The sequence below is a fragment of the Cytobacillus solani genome (assembly GCF_001420595.1).
Taxonomy (GTDB): Bacteria; Bacillota; Bacilli; order Bacillales; family Cytobacillaceae; genus Cytobacillus; species Cytobacillus solani.
Genome location: NZ_LJIX01000006.1, coordinates 3,014,711 through 3,037,928 on the forward strand (window position 1 = coordinate 3,014,711; position 23,218 = coordinate 3,037,928).

The 23,218-nt window shown below is 37.4% G+C and carries 27 protein-coding genes and 1 riboswitch; of the genes, 9 read left to right on the forward strand and 18 right to left on the reverse strand.

Annotated elements, in window-relative coordinates:
* Nucleotides 1-3: 3 nt before the first annotated feature.
* Nucleotides 4-1,095 carry a bifunctional diaminohydroxyphosphoribosylaminopyrimidine deaminase/5-amino-6-(5-phosphoribosylamino)uracil reductase RibD gene (ribD, locus tag AN957_RS16910; protein WP_053476614.1) on the reverse strand — a complete coding sequence of 364 codons (1,092 nt, stop codon included), beginning with the start codon at nt 1,093-1,095 and terminating at the stop codon, nt 4-6.
* 128 nt (nt 1,096-1,223) lie between these two features.
* Nucleotides 1,224-1,368, reverse strand: a riboswitch (FMN riboswitch).
* Between the two features lie 110 nt (nt 1,369-1,478).
* A complete protein-coding gene (locus tag AN957_RS16920) occupies nt 1,479-2,780 on the reverse strand; it encodes an NCS2 family permease (RefSeq protein WP_053476616.1) in 1,302 nt (433 codons plus the stop codon).
* Between the two features lie 177 nt (nt 2,781-2,957).
* Here AN957_RS16920 and AN957_RS16925 point away from each other — a divergent pair, with 177 nt between their 5' ends.
* Complete coding sequence (locus AN957_RS16925) at nt 2,958-3,752, forward strand: EcsC family protein (protein WP_053476617.1); 795 nt, start codon at nt 2,958-2,960, stop codon at nt 3,750-3,752.
* A gap of 40 nt (nt 3,753-3,792) precedes the next feature.
* Here the strand turns inward: AN957_RS16925 and AN957_RS16930 are convergent, their stop codons facing one another.
* A complete protein-coding gene (locus tag AN957_RS16930) occupies nt 3,793-4,362 on the reverse strand; it encodes a TlpA disulfide reductase family protein (protein WP_056685303.1) in 570 nt (189 codons plus the stop codon).
* Between the two features lie 122 nt (nt 4,363-4,484).
* A complete protein-coding gene (locus tag AN957_RS16935) occupies nt 4,485-5,258 on the reverse strand; it encodes a hypothetical protein (protein WP_053476619.1) in 774 nt (257 codons plus the stop codon).
* A 127-nt stretch (nt 5,259-5,385) separates the two neighbouring features.
* Between AN957_RS16935 and AN957_RS16940 the strand changes: the two genes are divergently transcribed.
* On the forward strand, nt 5,386-5,946 hold the full coding sequence (locus AN957_RS16940; RefSeq protein WP_056685305.1) for a YdcF family protein: 561 nt from the start codon (nt 5,386-5,388) through the stop codon (nt 5,944-5,946).
* Nucleotides 5,947-6,004: 58 nt separating this feature from the next.
* Here the strand turns inward: AN957_RS16940 and AN957_RS16945 are convergent, their stop codons facing one another.
* From AN957_RS16945 to AN957_RS16965, 5 genes are all read right to left on the reverse strand, one after another.
* A complete protein-coding gene (locus tag AN957_RS16945; protein ID WP_231690094.1) occupies nt 6,005-6,847 on the reverse strand; it encodes a patatin-like phospholipase family protein in 843 nt (280 codons plus the stop codon).
* A gap of 96 nt (nt 6,848-6,943) precedes the next feature.
* Nucleotides 6,944-7,720 (reverse strand): ABC transporter permease, encoded by a 777-nt coding sequence (locus AN957_RS16950; RefSeq protein WP_053476622.1) that lies wholly within the window; start codon nt 7,718-7,720, stop codon nt 6,944-6,946.
* Nucleotides 7,717-8,625: an ABC transporter ATP-binding protein gene (locus AN957_RS16955; protein ID WP_053476623.1), complete on the reverse strand. Its 909-nt coding sequence runs from the start codon at nt 8,623-8,625 to the stop codon at nt 7,717-7,719. The genes AN957_RS16950 and AN957_RS16955 overlap by 4 nt, the downstream gene beginning before the upstream one ends.
* A complete protein-coding gene (locus tag AN957_RS16960; RefSeq protein WP_053476624.1) occupies nt 8,625-8,834 on the reverse strand; it encodes a PLD nuclease N-terminal domain-containing protein in 210 nt (69 codons plus the stop codon). The genes AN957_RS16955 and AN957_RS16960 overlap by 1 nt, the downstream gene beginning before the upstream one ends.
* A gap of 108 nt (nt 8,835-8,942) precedes the next feature.
* Nucleotides 8,943-9,266, reverse strand: coding sequence for a DUF4870 domain-containing protein (locus AN957_RS16965; protein ID WP_053476625.1), 324 nt, complete (start codon nt 9,264-9,266; stop codon nt 8,943-8,945).
* 241 nt (nt 9,267-9,507) lie between these two features.
* On the opposite strand from AN957_RS16965, the gene AN957_RS16970 reads away from it, so the two are divergent.
* The 4 genes from AN957_RS16970 (at nt 9,508) to AN957_RS16985 (ending at nt 13,155) form a co-directional block, all read left to right on the forward strand.
* Nucleotides 9,508-10,287 (forward strand): undecaprenyl-diphosphate phosphatase, encoded by a 780-nt coding sequence (locus tag AN957_RS16970; RefSeq protein ID WP_053476626.1) that lies wholly within the window; start codon nt 9,508-9,510, stop codon nt 10,285-10,287.
* A 25-nt stretch (nt 10,288-10,312) separates the two neighbouring features.
* The gene (gene uptA, locus AN957_RS16975) at nt 10,313-10,894 is read left to right on the forward strand and encodes an undecaprenyl phosphate transporter UptA (RefSeq protein WP_053476627.1); all 582 of its coding nucleotides are present in this window, start codon (nt 10,313-10,315) and stop codon (nt 10,892-10,894) included.
* An 80-nt stretch (nt 10,895-10,974) separates the two neighbouring features.
* Nucleotides 10,975-12,099: an amidohydrolase gene (locus AN957_RS16980; RefSeq protein WP_053476628.1), complete on the forward strand. Its 1,125-nt coding sequence runs from the start codon at nt 10,975-10,977 to the stop codon at nt 12,097-12,099.
* 492 nt (nt 12,100-12,591) lie between these two features.
* Nucleotides 12,592-13,155, forward strand: coding sequence for a GNAT family N-acetyltransferase (locus tag AN957_RS16985; RefSeq protein WP_053476629.1), 564 nt, complete (start codon nt 12,592-12,594; stop codon nt 13,153-13,155).
* A gap of 81 nt (nt 13,156-13,236) precedes the next feature.
* On the opposite strand, the gene AN957_RS28130 is transcribed toward AN957_RS16985, so the two are convergent.
* On the reverse strand, nt 13,237-13,395 hold the full coding sequence (locus tag AN957_RS28130) for a hypothetical protein (RefSeq protein WP_172797651.1): 159 nt from the start codon (nt 13,393-13,395) through the stop codon (nt 13,237-13,239).
* 239 nt (nt 13,396-13,634) lie between these two features.
* Between AN957_RS28130 and AN957_RS16995 the strand changes: the two genes are divergently transcribed.
* Nucleotides 13,635-14,996 (forward strand): MATE family efflux transporter, encoded by a 1,362-nt coding sequence (locus AN957_RS16995; protein WP_053476631.1) that lies wholly within the window; start codon nt 13,635-13,637, stop codon nt 14,994-14,996.
* Between the two features lie 50 nt (nt 14,997-15,046).
* Here the strand turns inward: AN957_RS16995 and AN957_RS17000 are convergent, their stop codons facing one another.
* Complete coding sequence (locus AN957_RS17000) at nt 15,047-15,820, reverse strand: SDR family oxidoreductase (RefSeq protein WP_053476632.1); 774 nt, start codon at nt 15,818-15,820, stop codon at nt 15,047-15,049.
* A 186-nt stretch (nt 15,821-16,006) separates the two neighbouring features.
* On the opposite strand from AN957_RS17000, the gene AN957_RS17005 reads away from it, so the two are divergent.
* Nucleotides 16,007-16,480 (forward strand): Hsp20/alpha crystallin family protein, encoded by a 474-nt coding sequence (locus AN957_RS17005; protein WP_053476633.1) that lies wholly within the window; start codon nt 16,007-16,009, stop codon nt 16,478-16,480.
* A gap of 283 nt (nt 16,481-16,763) precedes the next feature.
* Here the strand turns inward: AN957_RS17005 and AN957_RS17010 are convergent, their stop codons facing one another.
* From AN957_RS17010 to AN957_RS17035, 6 genes are all read right to left on the reverse strand, one after another.
* Nucleotides 16,764-17,576, reverse strand: a complete 813-nt coding sequence (locus AN957_RS17010) for a CAP domain-containing protein (RefSeq protein WP_053476634.1) — start codon at nt 17,574-17,576, stop codon at nt 16,764-16,766.
* A 430-nt stretch (nt 17,577-18,006) separates the two neighbouring features.
* Nucleotides 18,007-18,471: a FixH family protein gene (locus tag AN957_RS17015; RefSeq protein WP_053476635.1), complete on the reverse strand. Its 465-nt coding sequence runs from the start codon at nt 18,469-18,471 to the stop codon at nt 18,007-18,009.
* Between the two features lie 77 nt (nt 18,472-18,548).
* Nucleotides 18,549-19,946: a sensor histidine kinase gene (locus AN957_RS17020; RefSeq protein WP_053476636.1), complete on the reverse strand. Its 1,398-nt coding sequence runs from the start codon at nt 19,944-19,946 to the stop codon at nt 18,549-18,551.
* Nucleotides 19,943-20,626 (reverse strand): response regulator transcription factor, encoded by a 684-nt coding sequence (locus tag AN957_RS17025; RefSeq protein ID WP_053476637.1) that lies wholly within the window; start codon nt 20,624-20,626, stop codon nt 19,943-19,945. Before AN957_RS17025 ends, AN957_RS17020 begins: the two co-directional genes overlap by 4 nt.
* A gap of 2 nt (nt 20,627-20,628) precedes the next feature.
* A complete protein-coding gene (locus tag AN957_RS17030; RefSeq protein ID WP_053476638.1) occupies nt 20,629-21,606 on the reverse strand; it encodes a YncE family protein in 978 nt (325 codons plus the stop codon).
* 83 nt (nt 21,607-21,689) lie between these two features.
* Complete coding sequence (locus tag AN957_RS17035) at nt 21,690-21,962, reverse strand: hypothetical protein (protein ID WP_075209168.1); 273 nt, start codon at nt 21,960-21,962, stop codon at nt 21,690-21,692.
* Nucleotides 21,963-22,067: 105 nt separating this feature from the next.
* Between AN957_RS17035 and AN957_RS17040 the strand changes: the two genes are divergently transcribed.
* Nucleotides 22,068-22,310: a hypothetical protein gene (locus tag AN957_RS17040; protein WP_053476639.1), complete on the forward strand. Its 243-nt coding sequence runs from the start codon at nt 22,068-22,070 to the stop codon at nt 22,308-22,310.
* Between the two features lie 19 nt (nt 22,311-22,329).
* On the opposite strand, the gene AN957_RS17045 is transcribed toward AN957_RS17040, so the two are convergent.
* Entirely contained in the window at nt 22,330-23,175 is an 846-nt protein-coding gene (locus AN957_RS17045; RefSeq protein ID WP_056685307.1) for a hypothetical protein, read from the reverse strand.
* Nucleotides 23,176-23,218 lie beyond the last annotated feature (43 nt).

The window sequence follows — 23,218 nt, forward strand, 5'->3', positions numbered from 1 at the left end:
GCGTTATCCCTCCTTTATAGGCTTTGCCAATAACTTTATGTCTTTACCAACATACTCAATGGATTCAAATGAAAGCTTTTTTGCATGTTTGACGAATTCAATGCCAGTTTCCCCAATAAAAGGAATTGCCTCTTTTCCGCCAATGATTATGGGCGCTATATACAAAACGATTTGCTGGAATGCATCATTTTTGACGAAGGATGCATGAATTTCAGAACCGCCTTCTACTAAAACAGACATGATGTTTCTACTTCCCAGTTCATTTAATACATCTGGAATAAGTACAGTCTGTGTTGAGAAAGGAAAAACCTCTACTCCATATTGCTGGATTGCTTCTACTTTATTTTCATTTATTTCTCTTCCGGTAAATATAATGGTTTTTGCGGCTCCATCCTGTATGACATTGGATTCAACAGGTGTTCGTAGATGTGTATCTAATACGATTCGAATGGGATTTTTTCCACCTCGGGGCAGTCTGGTGGTTAAATGTGGATTATCGTGAATAATCGTATTCACGCCTGTTAGGATAGCATCATGTTCGTGTCTTAGTTGATGAACATCCAATCTGGATTCTGGAGAGGTAATCCATTTGCTGTCACCTGTTTTTGCAGCAGTCTTTCCATCTAAAGAGGCTGCCGATTTGATTGTTACGTAAGGGGTGTTCGTCTGAATAAAATGAAAAAATGGTTCATTCATTGTATAGGCGTCTTCTTTTCCAACGCCTACCTCTACTTCAATACCAGCCCTTTTCAGTTGAGCGATCCCTTGACCAGCTGCAAGAGGGTTTGGATCAAGCACTGCGATAACAACCCTTTTGATTCCTGATTTACAGATTAATGCTGTACAAGGGGGTGTTTTTCCGAAATGGCTGCAAGGTTCAAGGGTAACATACAAATCCGCTCCATTTGCTTCATTCCCAGCCATACGAATGGCGTGTACTTCCGCATGGGCAGTTCCAGCTTTTAAATGAGCGCCCATTCCAATGATTTGGCCGTTTTTAACAACAACAGCTCCAACTATCGGATTCGGGTTTGTTTGCCCTTTCATAGATAGTGCCATTCTTAATGCCAGTTTCATATATTCTTCATCTTTCATACTAGTTTTCTTATTCTCCTTTCATCCATTGATTTCTCCAGAAAAAACAAAGCCCCGCACAAATATGTACGGGGCAAAAAAAACATAACCAAAGAAGCGTAAAACAATACAATTTTTACGCAAATTAGTCATTCCTTCTCCCATCCAGACTTTAACTGTCGGCTTTGGAATTTCACCAAATCCACCGTTTCCAACATTTGAAAACGGGTCACGGACTAAGAGGTCACCCTCATCACCGCCGGTTGGGAATTTCACCCAGCCCCGAAGGAATCCTATTCGATTAGTTGAATTTTATCACGAGTAAATAAAATTTACAATTTGAAGTGTTTTTTCTACAAAAAAAGAAGCACCCAAAAGTACTTCTTTCATCTATTTACAATCTATTAACCTATCACATGAAAAACAAAATTAAAAAGAAAGAGTCCTGCAATGACATATAAGGATAAGGAAACTTCCTTTGCTTTGCCAATCGCAATTTTGAGAATCGGATAAAGGATAAACCCGACAGCGATTCCGTCTGCAATGCTATACGTAAACGGAATCATCGCAATAATAAAAAACGCTGGAAAGCTTTCACTTAAATCTTTCAAATCTAGATTACGAATATTTTGCAGCATCAATCCGCCAATAATCATTAAAATCGGTGCAATGGCACTATTAGGGATCAGCTTAATAACCGGAATAAAAAACGCAGAAAGTAAAAAGAGCAAACCAGTGATGATTGTCGTTAATCCTGTTCTGCCTCCTGCCGCCATACCAGCTGTGCTTTCAACTGTTGCCACAGTTGGACTTGTTCCAAATACCCCGGATAACATCGCCGATATCGAATTCGCCTGGAAAGCACGAGTAAACCTATCTGAACGATTAATAAATGAAACATGGCCATGAACTAAACCGATATTTTCAAACACAAGAACCATTGTTAATGAAAAGACGGCAATCCAGAAGGTAATTGATAGGATATTATCAAATGACATGGCACCGAAAACTTCCATATAATCCGATAATGAGAATGCCTTCTCCTCTGATTGTGTAAAGTCAATCAAGCCAAATAACCATGCAATTACTGAGCCTGCAACCACCGTAATCAAAAAATTCCCCGGTGTATTGCGCATAAAAAGAATTATGGCTATTAGGAAGGTAAGAATGGTCGCAAGTACTTGCGGTTCTCCAAGTTCACCAAGAGCAATGATTGAATTTGTCCCTTTCTCGACAATTCCGCCCTTCTCTAGTCCGATTAGCATTAAAAATAATCCAAGTCCCACTGTTATTGCTTCTTTCAAAGATTGTGGAATGGATTCACTTAAAACAGTCGAAAAACGAGAAAAAGCAACAAAAGTAAAGATTAAACCAGAAACAAAGACGACGGCTAACGCTTCCTGCCAAGACATTCCCATTGATTGAACAATGGTGTAGGAAAATAATGCATTAATCCCCATGCCTGGTACAAGAAGAATTGGCACATTTGCCCATAAGCCCATTAATAGGCAGCCAACAACAGATGTAATTATCGTTGCAAAAATAGCTGCTTCAAGTGGAATCCCAGCTTCCGATAAAATAAGTGAATTAACGGCAATAATATATACGATTGTAAAAAATCCAATCATCCCTGCCAAAACTTCACGTTTAATCGAAGTCTGATTTTCCTCAAGCTGAAAGAAATGGGTAAACCAGTTTTTCTTCATAATGAAACGACCTAACTATTCAATTAGCCCTCTCCCTACCCGCTCCCCCTGAAAATTTCAGGTGAGCCACAAGGCATTATTTTAACAAAAATTTTTCAGTTTGCCAATAGGTATGAAACTTTTTTGTACAATGGCACGTATAGAATTATATCTTAGGAATGGAAGGATACATGGACTGTGAATGAAACAAAAGAACAATTGCTAACTGAATTGAAAAAGAGTGAGGATTGGGAAAAGGATCAAAGTGATTTATGGTTTTGGGAGAAAATCGGCCGGCTGCCCTTTAAATTATTGGACAAGTTTACCCCTGCTTTTTTGCAAAATAAGATCGGCGTTATCTTGGATGAATTAGGTCAATATGTACAATCAGGAGGAAGCTATTTAAGCTCCGTTTCCTCCATTAAGTCGTATTACCCTAATCGGGATGTGGAAAATTTAGAGGATGTTGCAGCGATACCGATCCTTGAAATGGATCAAACAGTTACAAAGCTAACCGGAAACCGCAAAAAACTTGCCACCGTTCAAGGGGCGAGTACGGGAATCGGAGGCATCTTTACGCTAACAATCGATATCCCATTACTGCTTGGTATGCAGTTAAAAACCCTTCAGGATATTGCGATATGCTATGGCTATAATCCGAATGATAAAAAAGAAAGAATGTACATTGTTAAAGTTCTACAGTTTGTCTCTTCCGATATTGTTGGAAAAAAAGCGATCTTAAATCAGCTTTCTCTCATCGACTCCCCAGAAGATGAACAGGCGAAAAGAGAAGTGGTCTCTGAACTTCAAGGATGGCGGGAAGTCGTATTTACTTATCGAGATCAGGTTGGCTGGAAAAAGCTCTTTCAGATGATTCCGATTGCTGGTTTGCTATTTGGCGCCTTTATTAATCGCTCAGCTGTTAATGATATTGCTGAAGCAGGCATGATGCTGTACCGAAAAAGAAGAATTAAAGAACGATTAGCTGAATAAAAGAAAACGGTACTGCTCAAAATGGCAGCACCGTTTTCTTTTATAAAAGTTTCAGGATTTCCTTTTCTAATTCGTCTTCCTCTACCGGACCCATTACTTTTCTTCGAATGACCCCATCTGAATCAATGAAAAAGCTTGTTGGATAGCCAATGATCGCATAATCATGAAAAACAGCCCCATTTTCATCTAATGGGATTGGAAATGTCAGTTTGTATTCATCTACAAACTGCCCCACATGCTTTGGGTCTTTTTCTGAAGTTGTCACATTGACTGCAAGGATTTCAAACCCATCTTTTTTATATTTTTTATAAAGCTTTTCCATATGAGGCATTTCATCTTTACAAGGCGGACACCAGGTCGCCCAGAAATTAAGAAGAACAGGCTTGCCTTTATAATCGCTTAACTGAACTGACTTCCCATTTAAATCAACTAATTCAAATTCAGGTGCCCGTTTTCCTTCATTTAATCCAATTGGCAGCTCGCTAGCATTCTCTAACTTCTCATATTTATCTATTTGTTCAATCTCATTATTGTTGTCATTAAAAATATACCTATCAGCGATGATTAACAGAACAGTGACAATTGCTGCTCCTACAATCCAATTCTTCATACACACACCTCTTTAAGATGAATCCTATATGCTATATCATACATGACCCTTCACCTAAAGACTATTAAGGTGCATTAAATTTCCACCCTCAAAAACCTGAACAGTTCCTGGCACACCATTATTTAGTGGAGGATATTCGCAAGGATAGCGAACATGTTTAATTTTTGTTCTTCACTTAAACTTTTTTCGAAAGAAAGTACTGGCGTATTCGGATCCTTAATTTTATTCTCCCACTCTATCGGCATTATGCCCTTTTGGAGCCTAGAAACCCTTATTTGATTATGGAAAAACTGATAATCCATATACATATGTGCACGCGTAACAACGATTTCCTCTCCCTTACTTTCAAAAATTGTTTTTGAACGCATTTCATCCAATACGCTGATGATATTTATTAAGTTCTGATCTTTATCCATTATTTCTATCTGATTCTTATTAAATGTAAAGATTGCAAACATATGGTTTGATTCATCATAAAGCCCAAACTTTCTTTCCAAAAGCTTGTCCAAAAAACGCGGTAAAAACCATTTAAAAAAAAGAAGTTTCCTTTCTCTAAGCTCTCCCAATAATTGCCCATCACTGCTAAAGAATAGTATTCGTAATGAGGGAGCCGGCAAAAAATGAAGCAGTACATAATCTGTCTTTACTAGTGTTTCATTCTTGTTTTTATTTTCCAGCAGGTTCTCTGAAAATGCTTTCGACCGCCGATCACAGACCAAATAATGTTGATAACAAAAAAAACTATATACGAGAAAGGGAAGAACAACCAAGACAACTCTTCCATCCCTTGCAATCATAATTCCGTAAATAATAAGAAAAAATAGAGGAATCAGTGTAGCGAGGCTGACACTTAAGGAAAGGGATGCTGTTCTTCTATAATATTGCTGTATATTCATATGTAAAACTCCTAACTAAGCAAGAAGGAAAATCCTTCCTTCTAAACTGAAAATATGCTATTAATTAATTGAATCTCTTATATTCTATTAAAGAACTTTCCCAAACATGATTTTTAGGAGGAAAAACATGAAAAAATTCATCTATTTTGGTGGATTGCTGATAATCCCGCTTGTTATCATTTTGATAATTCATATCCAGATGGTCAAAACCGCGAATCAGACTCCTCCTGCAAATATTCCGTACCTTATCGTTCTCGGAGCAAAAGTGAACGGGGAGGAAATGTCTCTAAGTCTGCTTTATCGAGCAAAAACAGCACTTTCCTATTTAGAAGACAACCCTAACACCGTTGTCATTGTTACTGGCGGCAAAGGAAAAGGCGAAAATATTACAGAGGCAGAAGCACTTAGTCGATTTTTCATTGAGAATCATATTAATGAAAACCGTATCCTGGTTGAAGATCGCTCCACTTCCACATACGAAAACTTAAAATTCACTAAAGAACTTTACGAAATTGATGAAGCTGTCATTGTCAGTAATGACTTTCATCTCTATCGAGCGACCACTTTCGCAAATAAAGTTGGCATCATCGGCTACCCTTTAGCTGCTGAAACGCCAAAGGTAGTGAAGGCAACACTTTTTATCCGCGAATATGCAGCAGTCATTAAAATGAAAGTATTTGGTTCATAAAATAGAAAAAAGCTATCGTGAAAACGATAGCTTTTCATTATAAAATAACAATAATTGCTTACCAATTGAGGATTCTATCTCTATACCTTTTTGCATCTTCAAATCCTTGAAGATATAATTTTTCCAGCTTATTTGGGTCTCTTTCCATTCTTCCTACCTCTAAAGGTTCTAGAGGCTGAATGATTAAAACTCTGCCGTTTCTTTCTTCTTCTTCGAGATAGCGGACCGTATCATTATATTTTTGATAACGGCTTGCCAATGCTTGCTGTAATCCGTCATACTGCGGGTATTTTCTTTTGACAAGAAAATGAAATTTCGAAGGCTTCTTTCTGTATCCTTTGTTTCTAGTTAAAATAACTACCGACCGATTGAAGCCATCATTTTGAGCTTTTTTTATTGGGATTGGATCACTAATTCCTCCATCAAGCAAAATACGATTTTTAAAATGCACTTCAGGAGCAATAAATGGCAATGAGCTGGAAGCTCTAACAATTTTCAGCAGATCCTCTCCATAGTCCTTTTTTCCGAAATAGACTGGTTCCCCTGTTTGACAATCCGTCGTTCCTATCACAAATTCCGCATGATTGCCGTAAAATTCATCAAAGTGATAGGGAACATATTTGTTAGGAATCTCATCAAAAATGAAATCCATCCCAAAAAATTGCCGGGACTTAATGAAGTTTCGCCATGAAATATAGCGGGGATCTGATACATATTCAATATTTACAATTTTGTTCCGTCCCTTTTGTTTTGATAAATAGGAGGCAGCTACACCGGCACCAGCGGAAACGCCAATCACATAAGGAAAATTTATTTCCTGCTCCAAGAAATATTCTAGAACACCAGCCGTATAGACGCCGCGCATCCCTCCTCCTTCCAAAACGAGTCCAATATCATTCATTACCGAACTTCTTCCTCTCATTTACAGTTTCGCTTATTATCTTACCAAAACTTTTAGTGAGGAGGTTAAGATTTTGCTTTGACAAAATGAATGAACTTATGCAAGTTCTTTTCGTCGAAAAATGGCAATGCTTCCTCCTAATAACATAATGATTCCGGAAACGGATAGGATAATCGCCGCCCAAACATCAGAAGAGATTGGGCCACTCATTATAAACGTACTTGCATAGGAAAGTAATTGAGCTGGACTCCATTCAAACCATTTCGAAAATGTCCCGCTTATAACGATTAATACGATAACAGCTGCGAACGAAAGAAATCCGACTGCACCTGGTGATTTAAGAAATGAGTTAAAGAAAACCGTAATCGTAAGAACGAAAGAAAGCCATAAACCGTATATGAAAAACGATTGGATAAAATCTATAAAAGGAATCGTGTCAAAAAGGATTCCAACATAATACCAGGATACAAAATACCCGATGAAATAAGATATCCAAAGTAATAGCATGGCCCCAGCCCATTTTGCAGTTACAAATGCCGTATATGAAACAGGCTTTACTAATATTAATCCTGCAACCCCGCTTTTTCTTTCACCTGCGATGATCCCCATGGAACTTAAGATAATCACTAACAGGCCTAGTGTATTATATTGACTTAACGAAGCAACTAATACCTCTTCCGCAGATGGTACTGGTAATTCAATTACAGCACCATCTGGCAAATCACCAAGAGAATCAATTATTTGCGGCATATAATAGGCGGTAATCGGTTCCATTACCGCTATTAGAATAAAAACAATAGGAACCCATATCCATTTGAAATTTCGTGTCATCTCTAGCAGCTCTTTATTTAACAAAGTCATCCACTGTTTCATTTCTCTACCACCTTCATAAATACTTCCTCTAAACTTGTGCGGCTAATCTCAAATTTTACAAGCGGAAGGTTCCTCTCTGCAATCACCTTTAGAAAACCTATTTTCGCAAGCTCTATATCTTCGACGAAAAAACTTATTTTATTTCTTTTAATGGCGTGTGATTGTACTTTTACAAGAGCAGTGAACAGGTCCGCATAACGTGCAGCGTCCTCTTTGAACTCAAGATCTATTTTTGCCTGCTGATGCTTATCTCGAAGCTGTTCCATTGTACCTGACTCTACTAATCTTCCATTATGAAGAAAGAGAATTTCATCACACACCTCTTCGGCATCATTTAAGATATGAGTTGAAAAAAGAATAGCTGTTTCCTTTTTCAATCTTCCCATCAATTCAAGTACTTCCCTTCGTCCAAATGGATCAAGGGCAGAGACCGGTTCATCTAGGATAACTAATTTAGGACGGTGTATAATCGCTTGGGCAATCCCCAATCTTTGCTTCATCCCTCCTGAATACTTCCCAATTCGACGATTTTTCGCTTCTTCAATGCCAACTAATTCCAATAATTCCTGTGTTCTTTTTTTTGAATCCTTTTTTGATAAACCTGAAAGCTTCCCAGCATATTCTAAAAATTCCCTACCGGTCATCCAGTCATAAAACACCGGGTGTTGTGGAAGATAACCGATTAAATGACGAAAATCATCTCCTTCCCGGGATCCTGAGAATAAGATTTCCCCATTTGTTGGCTTCATTAATCCTGAAAGCATTTGTAAAGTGGTTGTTTTTCCAGCTCCGTTCGCACCTAGCAATGCGATACATTTCTTATCCATTAATTCGAAGTCTATCCCTTTTATCACTTCATGCTTTTGATAGTTTTTCTTGAGGTTCTTCACATGAACAACTGACATTAATCATTTCTCCTTCCGATTACAAAATATAGAATGGGTCCGACAATATTTACGAAAAGGATAACAAGAATCCACACCCATTTAGGCCCGTTTACTTTTTCAATCCGCACTAAATCAATAATGGCAATGGCCAAAAGTATTAGTTGAATCAAAATGATAGGTGCAACAATTGGTATAATAACTTCCCAATTAACCTGTGATAGTTCCATTTCAAAATCCTCCTTTGCTTCTTTCATCTGTAATTACCTATAAGACGCACAAGTTTCAATTTCGTTCAAAAAAAAATCCAAGAGATGAAATCTCTTGGATTTTTCCGATTATCGTATAAGTCTGAAGACGAGAGGGAAACGATATTCCTTCCCTTCATAAGCTTTCACAGCTGCAATAATCGTAAAGACAAATGCCGCTATCCCAACAATCCAAATTGTAAGGAACCCGATTAAAATGATCATTAAAATCATACTAATGATGGAATATACTCCATAAGAAATAATGAAGTTGAAATACTCTTTTCCATGATAGTTAATATACTCGGACTCATCCTTCTTTAACAGCCAGATTACCAGTGGTCCAATAATGGTTGTAAAGAAACTTGTAACGTAAATAGCTGTAGCCAGCAACCTTTCATCATTTGATGGCATGTTCGTTCCTCCTTTTTCATTCGAAAACTTCCTTAAGTAGTTCTAATTTATATATGAAGCTAGGATGAGTTCTCTTATGATATTATGTACGCGCTAACTTGAATAAAGTTTCATACATTTTAGCGGATTTATAAATTCCTTCTCTCTTTGCTTTATCTAATTTCAGTTCTTGTTTGGGACAACTTGAATAAAATTGGTAAAGACAACCTATATTCATATATGAAGAGGATGATGGAATTTGATGTCTAAATTAGAAGCTTTTATTCTTGGAATCATTCAAGGACTGACAGAATTTCTGCCAATATCAAGTACTGGCCATTTATATTTAGGCCGGCATTTATTCGGCCTGGATGATGCAGGTTTATTTCTTGATACGATGCTTCATGTTGGTACCTTGCTCGCCGTTCTTGTGGTTTATAAAAACGAGCTCTTTCAGATTTTAAAGAATCCTTTTGGGAAACTTTCTATGCTTCTTGTCGTTGGAACGATTCCTGCTGTTATTGTTGGCTTTCTATTCAGTGATCTATTCGATTCTATTTCAAAAACAGGCGTTACAATTGGGTGGGAATTTTTAATTACTGGATTCATTTTATGGTTTGCAGACAGCATTAAAAACGGCAGAAAGAAAATGGAGACAATTAGTTATGGGGATGCTTTATTTATTGGAACCTTTCAAGCAGCCGCCATTTTTCCTGCTATTTCAAGATCGGGTCTCACAATTGCGGCAGGATTAATCCGAAAATTAGACAGAGAGACCGCTGCTTATTTTTCTTTTCTTCTCTCCATTCCAGCAATTGCAGGCGGAATTATCCTCCAATTTGGGGAAATGGCAGCTGGACATATCGAAGCTATCTCAATTGGCAGCCTGTTCGTGGCAACACTTGCCTCCGCAATATTTGGCTACATAGCCGTTGTGTACATGATTAATTTTCTTAAACGGAAGTCCTTGAAAATATTTGCTGTTTATGTTTGGATCTTAGGATCTTCCATACTCATTTTACAGATGACAGGCATTTTTTAATTTTTATGATAAAGGGGATAGGAAGTTGAAAGAACTTTTCTTTTCTATATTCGAGGTTTTATCCCAGCTTGGATACATAGGGATTGCCCTAGGATTAATGGTTGAAGTCATTCCTAGTGAAATTGTCCTCAGCTACGGAGGCTACTTGGTAAGTACAGGGAAAATTCACTTTTGGGGAGCGCTCGCTGCAGGTATAATCGGCGGAACCATTGCCCAGCTTTTTCTTTATTGGATCGGACTATATGGCGGAAGACCATTTCTTGATAAATATGGGAAATTTTTATTAATTAAGAAATCACATTTAGATGCATCCGAGCAATGGTTTCAAAAATATGGAACCGGTGTTATTTTTACTGCTCGCTTCGTTCCTGTCATCCGCCATGCGATCTCCATCCCAGCAGGCATTGCAAAAATGCCGCTATCAACCTTCAGCATGTATACGATAGCAGCAATGATCCCTTGGACCGTATTATTCCTATTATTAGGCATTCAGCTTGGTGATCATTGGCGAGAAATTAAAGAATATGCCAAACCTGTTCTACTCCCCATCATTATTTTTGCTATTACATCAGTCGTCATCTATTTTCTTTATAAAAAAAGACAGTAAACTAAATTTGTATTTCCTATCAACATATCTCTTGTTAAAATAGTAAAAACAATTGATTACTGAGTGAGAAAGGGAAATCCATGACTAAAATCTTATTAAAAAATGCTTTTATTCATCCAATTACGTCTCCGGCATTTCATGGAGATGTTTTAGTAGATACAGGTAAAATTTCAAAGATCGGGGATTTTATCAAGACAGATTCGGATGTAAAGATCATTGACTGTAACTGCAGCTACTTATTCCCTGGTTTTATTGATGTTCATACACATTTAGGCTTGTATGATGAAGGGACAGGCTGGGCTGGCAATGATGCAAATGAAACAGCAGAAGCTATGAGTCCTCATGTTCGTGCCATGGATGGTGTTTACCCGCTAGATCCAGCCTTTTCCGATGCAGTTAAGCATGGGATTACAACTGTACATATCATGCCTGGAAGCGCCAATGTGATCGGGGGTACTACATCTGTTATTAAAACCGCTGGAAAGAATATTAAAAAAATGATTGTACAAGAAACGGCTGGATTAAAAATTGCTCTTGGCGAAAATCCGAAACGTATACATAGCCAAGGAAATAAGGATTCTATCACTCGAATGGGAATCATGGGAATGCTCAGGGAAGCTTTCTATGATGCCAGTCAATTATATCACCCCGATTCCCTTAGAACCGCCCCCATTATACAGGCATTAAATAAAGAGATTCCTGTGCGTATCCATGCTCATCGTGCAGATGATATCATATCTGCACTGCGATTCGCAGAGGAATTTGATTTAGATTTGCGGATCGAGCATTGTACAGAGGGGCACCTCATTGCCGAGGAATTAGCTGGACTTGATTTAAAGGTTTCAGTTGGTCCAACATTAACAAGGCGTTCAAAGGTTGAACTGAAAAATAAAACGTGGAAAACATATCAGGAGCTTACAAATAATGGTGTTGAAGTATCAATTACAACCGACCATCCTTATATTCCGATTCAGTATTTAAATGTGTGCGCATCCATTGCTGTACGTGAGGGATTGTCTGAGCAAAAAGCATTAGAAGGAATTACCATCCTGCCTGCAAAAAACTTGCGGATTGATAAAAGTCTAGGAAGTATTGAAGAAGGAAAAGATGCTGATTTAGTTCTTTGGAGTCATCATCCATTTCATTATCTTGCTAAACCAAAATGGACAATGATCAGCGGTACTTTCGAATATGAAGAAGCTTGAATTTTGTAGAAATTCGCTGTAGATTTTTGCCACAAAATCGCAATAAAAATAAGTAAAAAAACTATTTCCTTTTTTATTTTTTTTTAGTATTATACGATAGTGAAATCGTTTTTTAGCAAAATTAGAAAAGCGGAAGCGTCTTGATCATCGTCGTACAAACTGGAAGGGCTAAGACTGAGATATAGGAGACACAATGAGCGATAGCGAATTGATGTCGTCTTATCGTAGGGAGGGGACCTGAAGTTTGATAGGCGATAGGCGCTGGAGCTAGACAACTCTAACTTCAAAGTTATATCTGCTTATCTTTTAGAAAATCATAATATCGGTAACGATAGAATAGGGAAGGCAAATGGTGCGCCACCAGTCATACTGGTTCTAGTGGGTTCGATTCCCACCCCGAAATTTTTTAGCAACATACAAAAAATTTCGAGGGTGGACCGTATGCTCTATTTGGCATGGAGTAGGAACGTCCTCATAATGGAGGGATAACCTATGCTCAAGAAACGTGATTTCCAAGAATGCCATGAACTATATGATTTAATGACGCATCCTGATGTCTTTCCTTTTGTGCGCCAAAAAGCCTATTCCTATGATGAATTTGTTTTTATGACAAAACAAACAATCGAAGCAGAAGAACGTGGAGAACTAATTTCACGCACGATTCTTGATGAATGGGGAGCTCCGATTGGGACAATAAATTTATTTGATATTCAAGAGAATGCTGGATTTTTAGGCACTTGGCTTGGAAAACCATACCATGGAAAAGGCTATAATAAATTAGCGAAAGATGCCTTTTTTAATGAACTATTCTATGAAATGGGAATTGATACAATTTTCATGCGAATTAGAAAAGAAAATATTCGTTCCCAAAAAGCAGCAGAGAAGCTGCCATATGTAATTTCTGCCAATGAAACTAGAAAAGCTATTTATGAACAGCTTAATGCAAATGGACCGATATATAATTTATATGAGATTCCAAAGGATTTATACACGTTGGATGTTTTACGAAACGGCGCAGCCGATTTTCAAGAGTCCTCACATCTGCTGGAAGCTTAATATTAGCATAAACGAAGCCAATTTTTTAATTAAAATTGGCTTTTTTATTTTTACAAAGCTGCCCATACATTTAAGCAGCTCCTAATCTGTTACATTCGATTCCAATTCATCTGCCCTCTCACTGATCCCCATCTGTGCCATTAGATCTTCTAGTTCTTCGTTTGTTAGTGTTTCAAAGCGGCCATCGTGAAATAACACCTGGGTCTGATTTGGATTAATTCTGTTTAAATTGAAGTTCATGACCATCTCTCCTTCATTAACAATTCCTTCAATACAATAGACTGTTTCATTTACTAAATATATTTCACATTTGAATATCATTTCATTCACAATTTTTAAAAGTTCACATAATTGCAAAATTGTTATGTCTTCTTTCTGACAAAAATAACCCAAAATGCTAATTTCCTAAGAACTGAACAGTCATGAATAAAATATGCTATAATTTTATTTTGTACTGAAATAGAAAGAGGATAATTGATATGAATCAAACATTTAGCAAAAAAGGGAAGATTAAGCAGCTGCTGATTATTTTGATTCCCATTCTCATCACTCAGCTTGCTATGTATTCAATGAGTTTCTTTGACACGACTATGTCTGGTCACTACAGTTCAAAGGATTTAGCAGGAGTTGCAATTGGTTCTTCACTTTGGATGCCAGTATTCACTGGTCTTAGCGGGATACTCCTTTCCATCACTCCCATTGTTGCTCAGTTAATCGGCGGCAAAAAACGGGATCAGGTTGCAAGTTCGGTTATCCAAGGCATTTATCTTGCGGTTGCTATGGCTATCATCGTTATCATTTCCGGCAGTTTTGCGCTTACTCCAGTCTTAAATGGAATGAGTCTTGAAGCCGAGGTTTACGCAACAGCACGTGATTATTTAATTGCTTTAAGCTTCGGAATGATTCCTTTATTTATTTATAGTGTTCTTCGTTCATTTATTGATGCACTAGGCAAAACACGTGTAACTATGATGATCACCCTGCTTACCCTGCCGATAAATGTGATCTTTAACTATCTCCTCATTTACGGTAAGTTAGGGTTTCCTGAACTAGGTGGAGTCGGAGCAGGCTATGCAACGGCAATTACGTATTGGGTAATTACAGTTATTTCGATTGTTATCATTCATAAGCAAATGCCCTTTTCTGGATTTGGGATATTCCAGACATTCTATCGAATTTCCTTAGGCAAATGGAAGGAAATTTTGGTCATTGGTGTACCTATTGGGTTTTCTATCTTTTTTGAAACAAGTATTTTTGCAGCGGTTACACTGTTTATGAGTGAATTTGACACAGCTACGATTGCTGCACATCAAGCAGCATTAAACTTTTCATCTTTTCTCTACATGATTCCTTTGAGCATCTCCATGGCATTGACAATAGTCGTTGGATTTGAGGTAGGCGCGAATAGATTAAAAGATGCAAAAGAATATAGCTGGATAGGTGTGTCTATCGCCGTCCTCATGGCTTTTGTCTGCGGAGTAATTCTCCTCTTCTTTCGCCCAGAAGTTGCAGGCATTTATACGAAGGATCCAATGGTCATTAAACTAACAGCACAATTTTTAATATTTGCAATCTTTTTCCAGCTATCAGATGCGATTCAAGCTTCTGTACAAGGGGCTTTACGTGGCTATAAGGATGTCAACATCACATTTATTATGTCACTGATCTCGTATTGGATAATCGGCTTGCCTGTCGGGTATTACCTAGCAAACCATACAAACTGGGGAGCGTTCGGCTACTGGATTGGATTAATTATTGGGCTTGCAGCAGGTGCAGTCTGCTTATCAAGCAGACTCATTTTTATACAGAGAAAAAGATTGAACGCTAAATCTGCTATATAAAAAAGACTAGGGAAGAAAGAAAATTCTTACTTCCCTAGTCTTTTTTTATCCTAGTCCCTGAATACCTTTCCTAATACATCTTTTCCACCAGTTACAGAAATCACGCTGCCGGTTATGAAATCAGATTTTTCATCGATTAGAAATTGAATAACCCTTGCAATGTCCTCCCCTGTTCCTGGCCTGCCAACAGGAGAATTTCCATCCATTCCTTCAAGCGCCTTAAGAATTCCCGTTTCCTTCCATTCACCTGTAATATCACCAGGACAAACCATATTAGCAGTAATTCCGTTATCCGCTTCCTCAAGAGCCATTGTTTTTGTTAATGAAACAGCTCCACTTTTTGCCGCAGCAAAGGCTGAACGGTATATCCATCCTGGAGCTGACTCTACACGATCAAAGCCAATTGTTATAATGCGGCCCCACCGTTCTTCTCTCATTCTAGGAAGTAATAATTTGGATAAATAAAAAACAGCGTTTAAGTTCCCATTAATAATATAATGCCAGTTTTCAAATGAGTACTCCGTCATCGTTTTTCTTTCATGTATGTAAGGGCCAGCATTATGTACCAGAATATTAATCGTTGAAAAAGCTGAAAGTGCTGCCGCTGCAATCTTTTGGCAATCCGCTACATCACATATATCACCGCTTACAGCAATATTCCTTGTTCCAAACCTTTCAGACAACTCATAGGCGAGCGATTCAGCTCTTTCCTTGCTGTTTCGGTAATTAATAACTAAATGAATCCCGTTTTTGGCAAGGATAAAAGCTGTTTGTCTTCCGATTCCAGTAGCCCCTCCAGTTATTAATGCGGCTTTTTCTCTCACAAGCATACCCCACAGTAATATAGCTTTTTATCTAATATATTATTCGTAACCATAAGGATATGCAAATGAAATGTATTTACCTATTATCTCAAAACTTTCCTTAACGATTAAGTCCTTCTCAGCATATTATGAAAAGAATCCATAATTCTTAAATGACTTTTCCTGTATTTGAAAGGATGATGCCCCATGTTTCCTTGGAATCTCTTCCCATTTCATAAAGATGCTAAAAAAGCGATGCAGCAAATGAACCCTGAAGATATCAATAAATATATCCAAAACATGATGGGACAAATGATCCCCGAACAAATGCAGGGGATGATGAATGCTCAAGATTTCATGCAAGGTTTTGGAAAGCAGAAGCAACAGCCCTCCAGTTCTTCTACATTGTCCTCTTCAGTATTTGAAACACATGATTTTGTATTTGTAAGAATCCCGCTAAAAGAAGAGTCATGGCGGAAAAATTTGAGGCTCTTTCATACCTCAAACCAAATGATTATTGAGCATATCCCGGAATATGAAGATAAACATATCATTACACTCCCAGCCCTTGTCAAAAAAAAAGGAACGACTGCCCATATCAAGGATGACATACTAGAAGTGAAAATTCCCAAAAATGTAGATATGCAGTTTTCTGAAGTTGATGTTACTGATATTTTATAAAAATAAATGCGGATTCGCCTTAATCACCCCCGACAAGCATAAAACGAGCCTCACAAGAAGATGTTCTGTACCTTTCTGGGAGGATTTATTTAGCCCCAAAGAGGGAGGCTCCTCCTATAATCTATCTCTAACACTCGTGCGAAGTAAATGCTGCTGAAGCATTTCTAATGGAGCTGAACGGAAATCAATTCATCACATAATTATACACAATATCTGATTATATAAATTCCCGGAATACAAAAAGAACAGTCCCTCATGGAACTGCTCATTTGTTTTTATTTACTTATTTTCCAATAAACATTTGTGTCCAATAGTTTCCATCTGCAACATAGCCTACTCCAAGATGTGTATAGCTTGCATTTAAAATGTTTTTACGGTGGCCTTCACTGTTCATCCATGCGTTCACTACTTCTTCAGGTGTACGTTGACCCATGGCAATATTTTCACCAGCTGACTTATATGTGATACCGAATTGCTTCATCATATCGAACGGTGATCCGTAAGTTGGGCTATTATGATCAAAATATCCTTTTGCCTTCATATCAGCTGATTTTGCACGTGCAACCTTGCTTAATTCTACATCAAGCTTCAAAGCAGGTACGCCATTTTTTGCACGTTCTTGGTTTGTTAAATCTAACACCTTTTGCTCATAAGCGCTTACTGATGAGGATGCAGGTGTTGATGGCTGTGTTTGTGCTGGCTTTTGAGTTTGTGTTTGTGCTGGCTTTTGAGTTTGTGTTTGTGCTGGCTTTTGAGTCTGAGTTTGTGCTGGCTTTTGAGTCTGAGTTTGTGCTGGCTTTTGAGTCTGAGTTTGTGCTGGCTTTTGAGCCTGATTTTGTACTGGTTGCTTTTGCACTGGCTGATTTACTACTATTTGGTTATTTGCTTGATTCCAAGTAATATTGTATTCTTTCATTAATTTTTGAATCTCGTTATTGATTTGATCCTTATTAATAATAGTAGATTGTTGTAAGTTAACAACTTTCACCTGTTGTGGAGTTGGACAATTTGATGCTGCGTCCGCCTTGTTCACTACTGGATTAGATACTAATAATGCTGCTGCAGCTGCTACTGAAAAAATTACTTTTTTATTCATTATATAATTCCTCCCTGATGTGTTTGGTTTATTTTTTGTAGTGCTGTGTAACTTGCACAATCATCATAACACACAGTTTCTAGTAATATTTTAGGAAGGAATTTACATTTAACTAGTTTACTAGCAATTATTAGAAAATTGAAAGTTTGTGAAAATACTAGAATTAGAGATTAACCTTTATTTAACTAGTTTTTAGTATTAAATCTCTGGCTAATTTTTCCGTGGGTAAGATTTACATATATGGTGCTCCAATTAAGAAACTTCCAGTTTAATACTAGAAAATTAGTATTGACAGGTTTTTTGACGGTGTACTTCTTTTACTTATATTACGCGGATGTTACATTTGTGAATGTACCATGATGGATAGAATGGAAGGAATAGGAGGAATAGCCATCTTAAAACCTAAAAAGCAGCCTCTTGGCTGCTTTCTTTAATGATTACCACTGTGTTCTCCTTCTTCCCCATCCATATCCATCTTCATTTCGGAGTTATCTTGCTCAGGCTCACTTGGCTGACCGATGACGAACTCTTTTTTTGGCATACTATGCATATTCTTTGCCGTAACATGTGAATAGATATAATAGGTGCCTTCTTCAGTAAAGCTTTTTTCTAATCGATAGATGCCATTTTCTGCGTGCTCAACTGCCACTTTTTCATGGTTTTCGTCATTTGCCCGCCAAATTTCAAATTTGACTTCCTCCGCGTCTGTCACTTCTTCCTCTCCATACGTAACGTTTGCCTCAAAAACAACTGGTTCATTTATTTCAGCTTTTTCCGGATTAATTGTTAATTTCACATCAAGAATGGCAAGCTCTTCTTCTTTACTCTCTGATGAACATGCTGCAGTAAAAACTGCGATTACTAATAAAACGAGCAGTAATAATAATTTTCTCATTTGTATGATCCCCTTTATCTTAGTCTTGCTTTGCAGTCATATTAACTCTAAGTTGTGTGGTATATGTGAAAAAAATTTTAAATATCTAGAACAGGTAGATTGATTTGTACCATTGTCCCTTTTCCAAGCTGACTATCAATGTTTAATGTACCACCATGAAGTGAAATGAGTTTTTCAGCAATTGCGAGCCCTAAGCCTGTGCCACCATCTTTTCTTGTTCGCGCTCTATTCACCCGAAAGAAACGCTGTTTGATTTTATCCATATCCTCAGCAGGTATCCCAACACCAGTATCAGTAATTTCAATCGAACACCCACTATAAGTTTTAAACATCTTCAATGTAATCCTACCCTTATCTGTATAACGAATCGAATTATCGAGAATATTTTGAAGCACTTGTTCTATTCTTCCAGCATCTCCATTAATGATAATGTCAGGATCTACTTCATAATTAAATTCGATCTCTTTTTCTCTCATCTTTAATATGTATTTCTGAACGGAATCCTCAATTAATTGCCCGAGTGGAAGAGGGGTTTTTTCAATCTTAAATTCATTTGAATCAAGCTTTGACAGATCAAGAAGATCTCCAACAAGCCTCTCCATTCTGCCTGCTTCCCGATGAATTAGGCTTAAATATTTGCTCTGATCTTCTTCTTTGATAATTCCAGTATGTAAAGCATCACTATACCCTTTAATGTAGCTAATTGGGGTTCTTAATTCATGTGATACATTTGCAAGAAACTCTTTCTTGCGTTCATCCTCTTTTTGAATAGAAGAAGCCATATGATTAAATGCTTGAGCAAGCTGTCCAATTTCATCCATGGAATCATTCGTAATTTTTACTGAGTAGTCTCCTAGTGACACTTTTTCTGCAGCATCCTTCATATCAATTAACGGTTTTGTCAGTTTTCTAACGAGCATCGTACCTGTAAAAATGGCAATGACGAGAAATAAAATCCCTGCAATCATCCACAAATAAGCAAAATCTGTCATTACCTCTGATATTTTTGCTAAAGGAATATAGAGATAAATAATGCCTTCCAATCGATTTTCGTCCAATAAAGGAATGACAACTGCCATTATTTTTCTATCAAACCGCTCTTCGTAGCCTATTTTCTGGACTGGTTTCCCTTTAAGCAGTTTTTCTCTTTCCGTTCCGCTAATTAATGTTTCATAATCAATATCAAAAGGGAGACATGCGCTTAATTCTCTTGGATTACTAACAATAAATATTTCTGTTTCGGATTTTGAACTATACCAATCAATCCTATCCTTCAATTCGTCCGTTAACGGGCCACCTTCATACTCAGCAGCAAGACGGTGCCCTTCTTCGAGTAAATTTTCTTCTACATTTTCAACATAAAGCTTTTCATAAAAAAGATAGGACAAAAAATAAGAGTAAATAATCGTAACGACAATGGCAGCCGTGATCGTCAGCCAAAGCTTTTTTGCAATGCTATCCATGTTGAATGTCATTTCGTCTGTACCTCAAATTTGTAGCCAATTCCCCACACTGTTTGAATATAATCCGCTACCCCAAGCTTCATTCGGAGTGTCTTTATATGTGTATCTACAGTACGTAAACTCCCTATGTAATCGATCCCCCAAATATGCTCCAATAGCTGCTCTCTGCTTAAAGCTTGCGCATAATGATCAGCAAAAAAAAGCAATAGCTCGTACTCCTTCAATGTAAGAGCAACCATCGTGTCAGCTACCATCACTGTTCTTGCCATTCGCTCAATAACTATTTCTCCTAATTGTATGCGTGACTGTGCCTCTGTAGCGGTCATTCCTGTTCTTCTTAAAACAGCCTGTATCCTTGCAATCATTTCTCCAGGACTAAATGGCTTTACGATATAATCATCCCCACCAAGCTGTAATCCTTTCACCTTGTCCCATTCCTCACCTTTTGCTGATAAAAAAATGATCGGAATATTATACTTCTCCCTTATTCGTGCACAAACTTGATAACCATTTTCATCAGGCATCATGATATCAAGAATAATCAAATCGATCGTTTTATTTTTTAATACTTCGTACCCTTCCAGTCCACTAGCAGCAAGAAAGCAATGGAAGCCAGAGTTTTCGAGATACATTTCCGCAAGATGACGCATATCTTCTTCATCATCGATTATTAAGATATTTGTTTGCCCCATTATTATCTCTCCCTCACTACAATTTGAAATGGCCCATTTCCGACGGAAATCGTTTTGATTATTTTTAGATTCTCTGAATCAACAATATGAAGATCATTGCTATCATATCCTGCTATGATCAATTGATTGTCAACAAGCAGCATTTCAAATGGATTCGCCCCAACAACAATTGAACCGAGCACATTTCCATCTTCATCTAATTGATATAGCTTACTTGTTCCATGGCTTAGGACAAATACATGATTGTGATTGCCAATAAAGTTTATTGGCATAGATGGGGCTGGGATCTTACGTTTAAAGTTCCCTGAAATGGAGTCGTACACATGAATATCTCTTTCAATTTCTGCTCCCGTTCCATGTCCGCCAATCCAAATTTCACCCTTCTCTTCATTTAACCACGCCCCTGCTGCCGATGGGTGAATGGGATAGCCAGCCATTTTTTCCTTTTTCACTAGGTCAATAACTGTTAACTGTTCTTTATTAAAACTAAGAACAAAAAGCTTTTTCTCCTTCTCTGCCTCTAGTATAGTAAGGGGATTTAATTCTGTGCTCACTTTCCATAGTTCTTCCCCTTCAAGATTAAAGAACCTAATTTTGTTTAAATCCTGATCAACTAAGGCAATCTCTGAACCCACTTGCAGCAATTTGCCATTAACAATCCCTTTGCCTGTTTTCCAGCTATCAATCTTCTGTCCTCTTTTCAGTGAATAAAGATCAACCGTTTCCACCTGCTTGCCATACAGAAGAATCGTGTCTCCATCAGGAAAAATAATAGCTCCGGTATATGGCTTGTCCATTTCCCAATCAAGCATTTTTTCCATTTTGTCCAGGTCTATAAATGAAAGGGATTTATCTTTAATATTCACAGTTGCTGCGATCGAACGATCCTCTTGGATTGGCGGATATCCTTTATTCGAACAGGATGATAGAAAAAAAACAGCAACCAGGAAAATCACAACTTTAAGTAAACTCCGCATCATTTTCAGGAATCTCCTTCACATATACTATCCCTCATCATACACAAAGTTTGTGATAAAAATGTGAAATGGGTTTGTGGATATTGTTATTTTATATTCTCCATCATTTCAAGATGAACTTGAATAAGCAGCTGTTTATCATTCTCAGTTAAGTGAGATTCCATCACTCTTTTCACAGCAAAATAAAATTTCTCATGTGGCGATTTCCTTACTCTTGGATGAGAATTTTCATCCTTTAATTCTCTTGTTATTGCAGTTTTAAGAATATATTCGGCTTCTTCATCTGTAGAAAGCAGACGGTTATTCCATAATGTACGATATTCTATTAATAATTGATTAAAATTTATTTCCTTATTCAATGGGGCTTCCTCCTATTCACCGTTAGCATCACTCCCATTTTTACATAAATAAAAACAATTGTGCAAAAAATAGATGTAAATAATTACGAAAGGAGAATATTTTACATGAGTTCGCCATATTGCTGTCCCAATTGTAAAACAAATAAGAGCCGCTTTAACATTATAAAACAAGTTCCACAATCGGTTAAAATGGATCCCCATTCCGGTGTGATCCTTGAAGAATACACGAGTGAAAATTTAAGCCCTTTCCATATGGGATATAGAGGTCCAGATTATCGGGTTCAATGCGGCGCCTGCGGTTTAGTAGAGGATGAAAGAACCTTTATCAAGTTCGGAGAAAAAAATTAAAGCTTGAGAGACCATCCTCTCAAGCTTTTTTATTGCTTATAAATAATAATTTGCTGTCCTCTAAAAATTGGATGCTGTCAATTTCCCAAGCATCATAAGGAGAAAATCTAACTAAATACACTTTGCCTTTGAAAGACCTTCTCCCGGAATTTTTTATGACCATATCAACCTCAACAGGAATTTCAAGACTTAAGTCTTCTGTAAGATCTTCTATCGGCATAACGAGCATACGCGATAAATTTATGTTTTCTACATATTTAAGATGATTTTTCCATTCAATTTTCTGCAAGGAGACTGCAGAAACAATTCGAATATCCTGCTGTTTCATTCCGGCAAAAAATGCACGAATGACTTCATAAGGGTCAGCTTGGTTTATATACTCTTGTAGCTTACCAGCAGATTTTAAGATCATTAATTTATGTGATAGATCCATAAAATTTGTTCGATGGGTTGCACTCCCATAAAAATGGATACAAAAATGCCCAGGAAAATTATTTTTTAGTGCCCCTGCACCATGCGGCATTCCGTGCATGGAGGCTGCTATCCATTGATTCCCATTAATAACAATAATCGCTCTTCGCTTCCAGCTCCATTTTCCGTCATATACTTTCTTCATGATCTTCGTATCTTTCGAGGTTAACGGCTGAACATCTGCATGATTACTACCTGCACGTCTTTGCACATGAAATTTCTCTCCAGTCTCAACATCCATAACAATAAATTTACTATATTTTGGAAGAATTTTATTTACCTTATCCCATGGAAGCATCTCAATCTGGATACTTACATTGCTCTTGTCTGCAAGTATAGGTGAACTATTTAATAGCACAGCAATCACTAATATAACTGCAATACGGAACTTCATATTTCCCACTCAATTTCATTATTTATTTTCAAAAACCCTATAT

Excerpts from the sequence above, each read along its gene's own strand:
- AN957_RS16980 (WP_053476628.1), top strand. The coding sequence starts at position 10,975 with ATGACTAAAATCTTATTAAAAAATGCTTTTATTCATCCAATTACGTCT.
- AN957_RS16935 (WP_053476619.1), bottom strand. The coding sequence starts at position 5,258 with ATGAATATACAGCAATATTATAGAAGAACAGCATCCCTTTCCTTAAGT.
- AN957_RS17015 (WP_053476635.1), bottom strand. The coding sequence starts at position 18,471 with ATGAGAAAATTATTATTACTGCTCGTTTTATTAGTAATCGCAGTTTTT.
- AN957_RS17025 (WP_053476637.1), bottom strand. The coding sequence starts at position 20,626 with ATGGGGCAAACAAATATCTTAATAATCGATGATGAAGAAGATATGCGT.
- AN957_RS16920 (WP_053476616.1), bottom strand. The coding sequence starts at position 2,780 with ATGAAGAAAAACTGGTTTACCCATTTCTTTCAGCTTGAGGAAAATCAG.
- AN957_RS17010 (WP_053476634.1), bottom strand. The coding sequence starts at position 17,576 with ATGAATAAAAAAGTAATTTTTTCAGTAGCAGCTGCAGCAGCATTATTA.
- AN957_RS16965 (WP_053476625.1), bottom strand. The coding sequence starts at position 9,266 with ATGCCATCAAATGATGAAAGGTTGCTGGCTACAGCTATTTACGTTACA.
- AN957_RS16970 (WP_053476626.1), top strand. The coding sequence starts at position 9,508 with ATGTCTAAATTAGAAGCTTTTATTCTTGGAATCATTCAAGGACTGACA.
- AN957_RS17040 (WP_053476639.1), top strand. The coding sequence starts at position 22,068 with ATGAGTTCGCCATATTGCTGTCCCAATTGTAAAACAAATAAGAGCCGC.
- AN957_RS16995 (WP_053476631.1), top strand. The coding sequence starts at position 13,635 with ATGAATCAAACATTTAGCAAAAAAGGGAAGATTAAGCAGCTGCTGATT.
- AN957_RS17020 (WP_053476636.1), bottom strand. The coding sequence starts at position 19,946 with ATGACATTCAACATGGATAGCATTGCAAAAAAGCTTTGGCTGACGATC.
- AN957_RS16955 (WP_053476623.1), bottom strand. The coding sequence starts at position 8,625 with ATGTCAGTTGTTCATGTGAAGAACCTCAAGAAAAACTATCAAAAGCAT.
- AN957_RS16930 (WP_056685303.1), bottom strand. The coding sequence starts at position 4,362 with ATGAAGAATTGGATTGTAGGAGCAGCAATTGTCACTGTTCTGTTAATC.
- AN957_RS28130 (WP_172797651.1), bottom strand. The coding sequence starts at position 13,395 with ATGAACTTCAATTTAAACAGAATTAATCCAAATCAGACCCAGGTGTTA.
- AN957_RS17045 (WP_056685307.1), bottom strand. The coding sequence starts at position 23,175 with ATGAAGTTCCGTATTGCAGTTATATTAGTGATTGCTGTGCTATTAAAT.
- AN957_RS16940 (WP_056685305.1), top strand. The coding sequence starts at position 5,386 with ATGAAAAAATTCATCTATTTTGGTGGATTGCTGATAATCCCGCTTGTT.
- AN957_RS16950 (WP_053476622.1), bottom strand. The coding sequence starts at position 7,720 with ATGAAACAGTGGATGACTTTGTTAAATAAAGAGCTGCTAGAGATGACA.
- AN957_RS16985 (WP_053476629.1), top strand. The coding sequence starts at position 12,592 with ATGCTCAAGAAACGTGATTTCCAAGAATGCCATGAACTATATGATTTA.
- AN957_RS17005 (WP_053476633.1), top strand. The coding sequence starts at position 16,007 with ATGTTTCCTTGGAATCTCTTCCCATTTCATAAAGATGCTAAAAAAGCG.
- AN957_RS16960 (WP_053476624.1), bottom strand. The coding sequence starts at position 8,834 with ATGGAACTATCACAGGTTAATTGGGAAGTTATTATACCAATTGTTGCA.
- ribD (WP_053476614.1), bottom strand. The coding sequence starts at position 1,095 with ATGAAAGATGAAGAATATATGAAACTGGCATTAAGAATGGCACTATCT.
- AN957_RS16945 (WP_231690094.1), bottom strand. The coding sequence starts at position 6,847 with ATGAATGATATTGGACTCGTTTTGGAAGGAGGAGGGATGCGCGGCGTC.
- AN957_RS17030 (WP_053476638.1), bottom strand. The coding sequence starts at position 21,606 with ATGATGCGGAGTTTACTTAAAGTTGTGATTTTCCTGGTTGCTGTTTTT.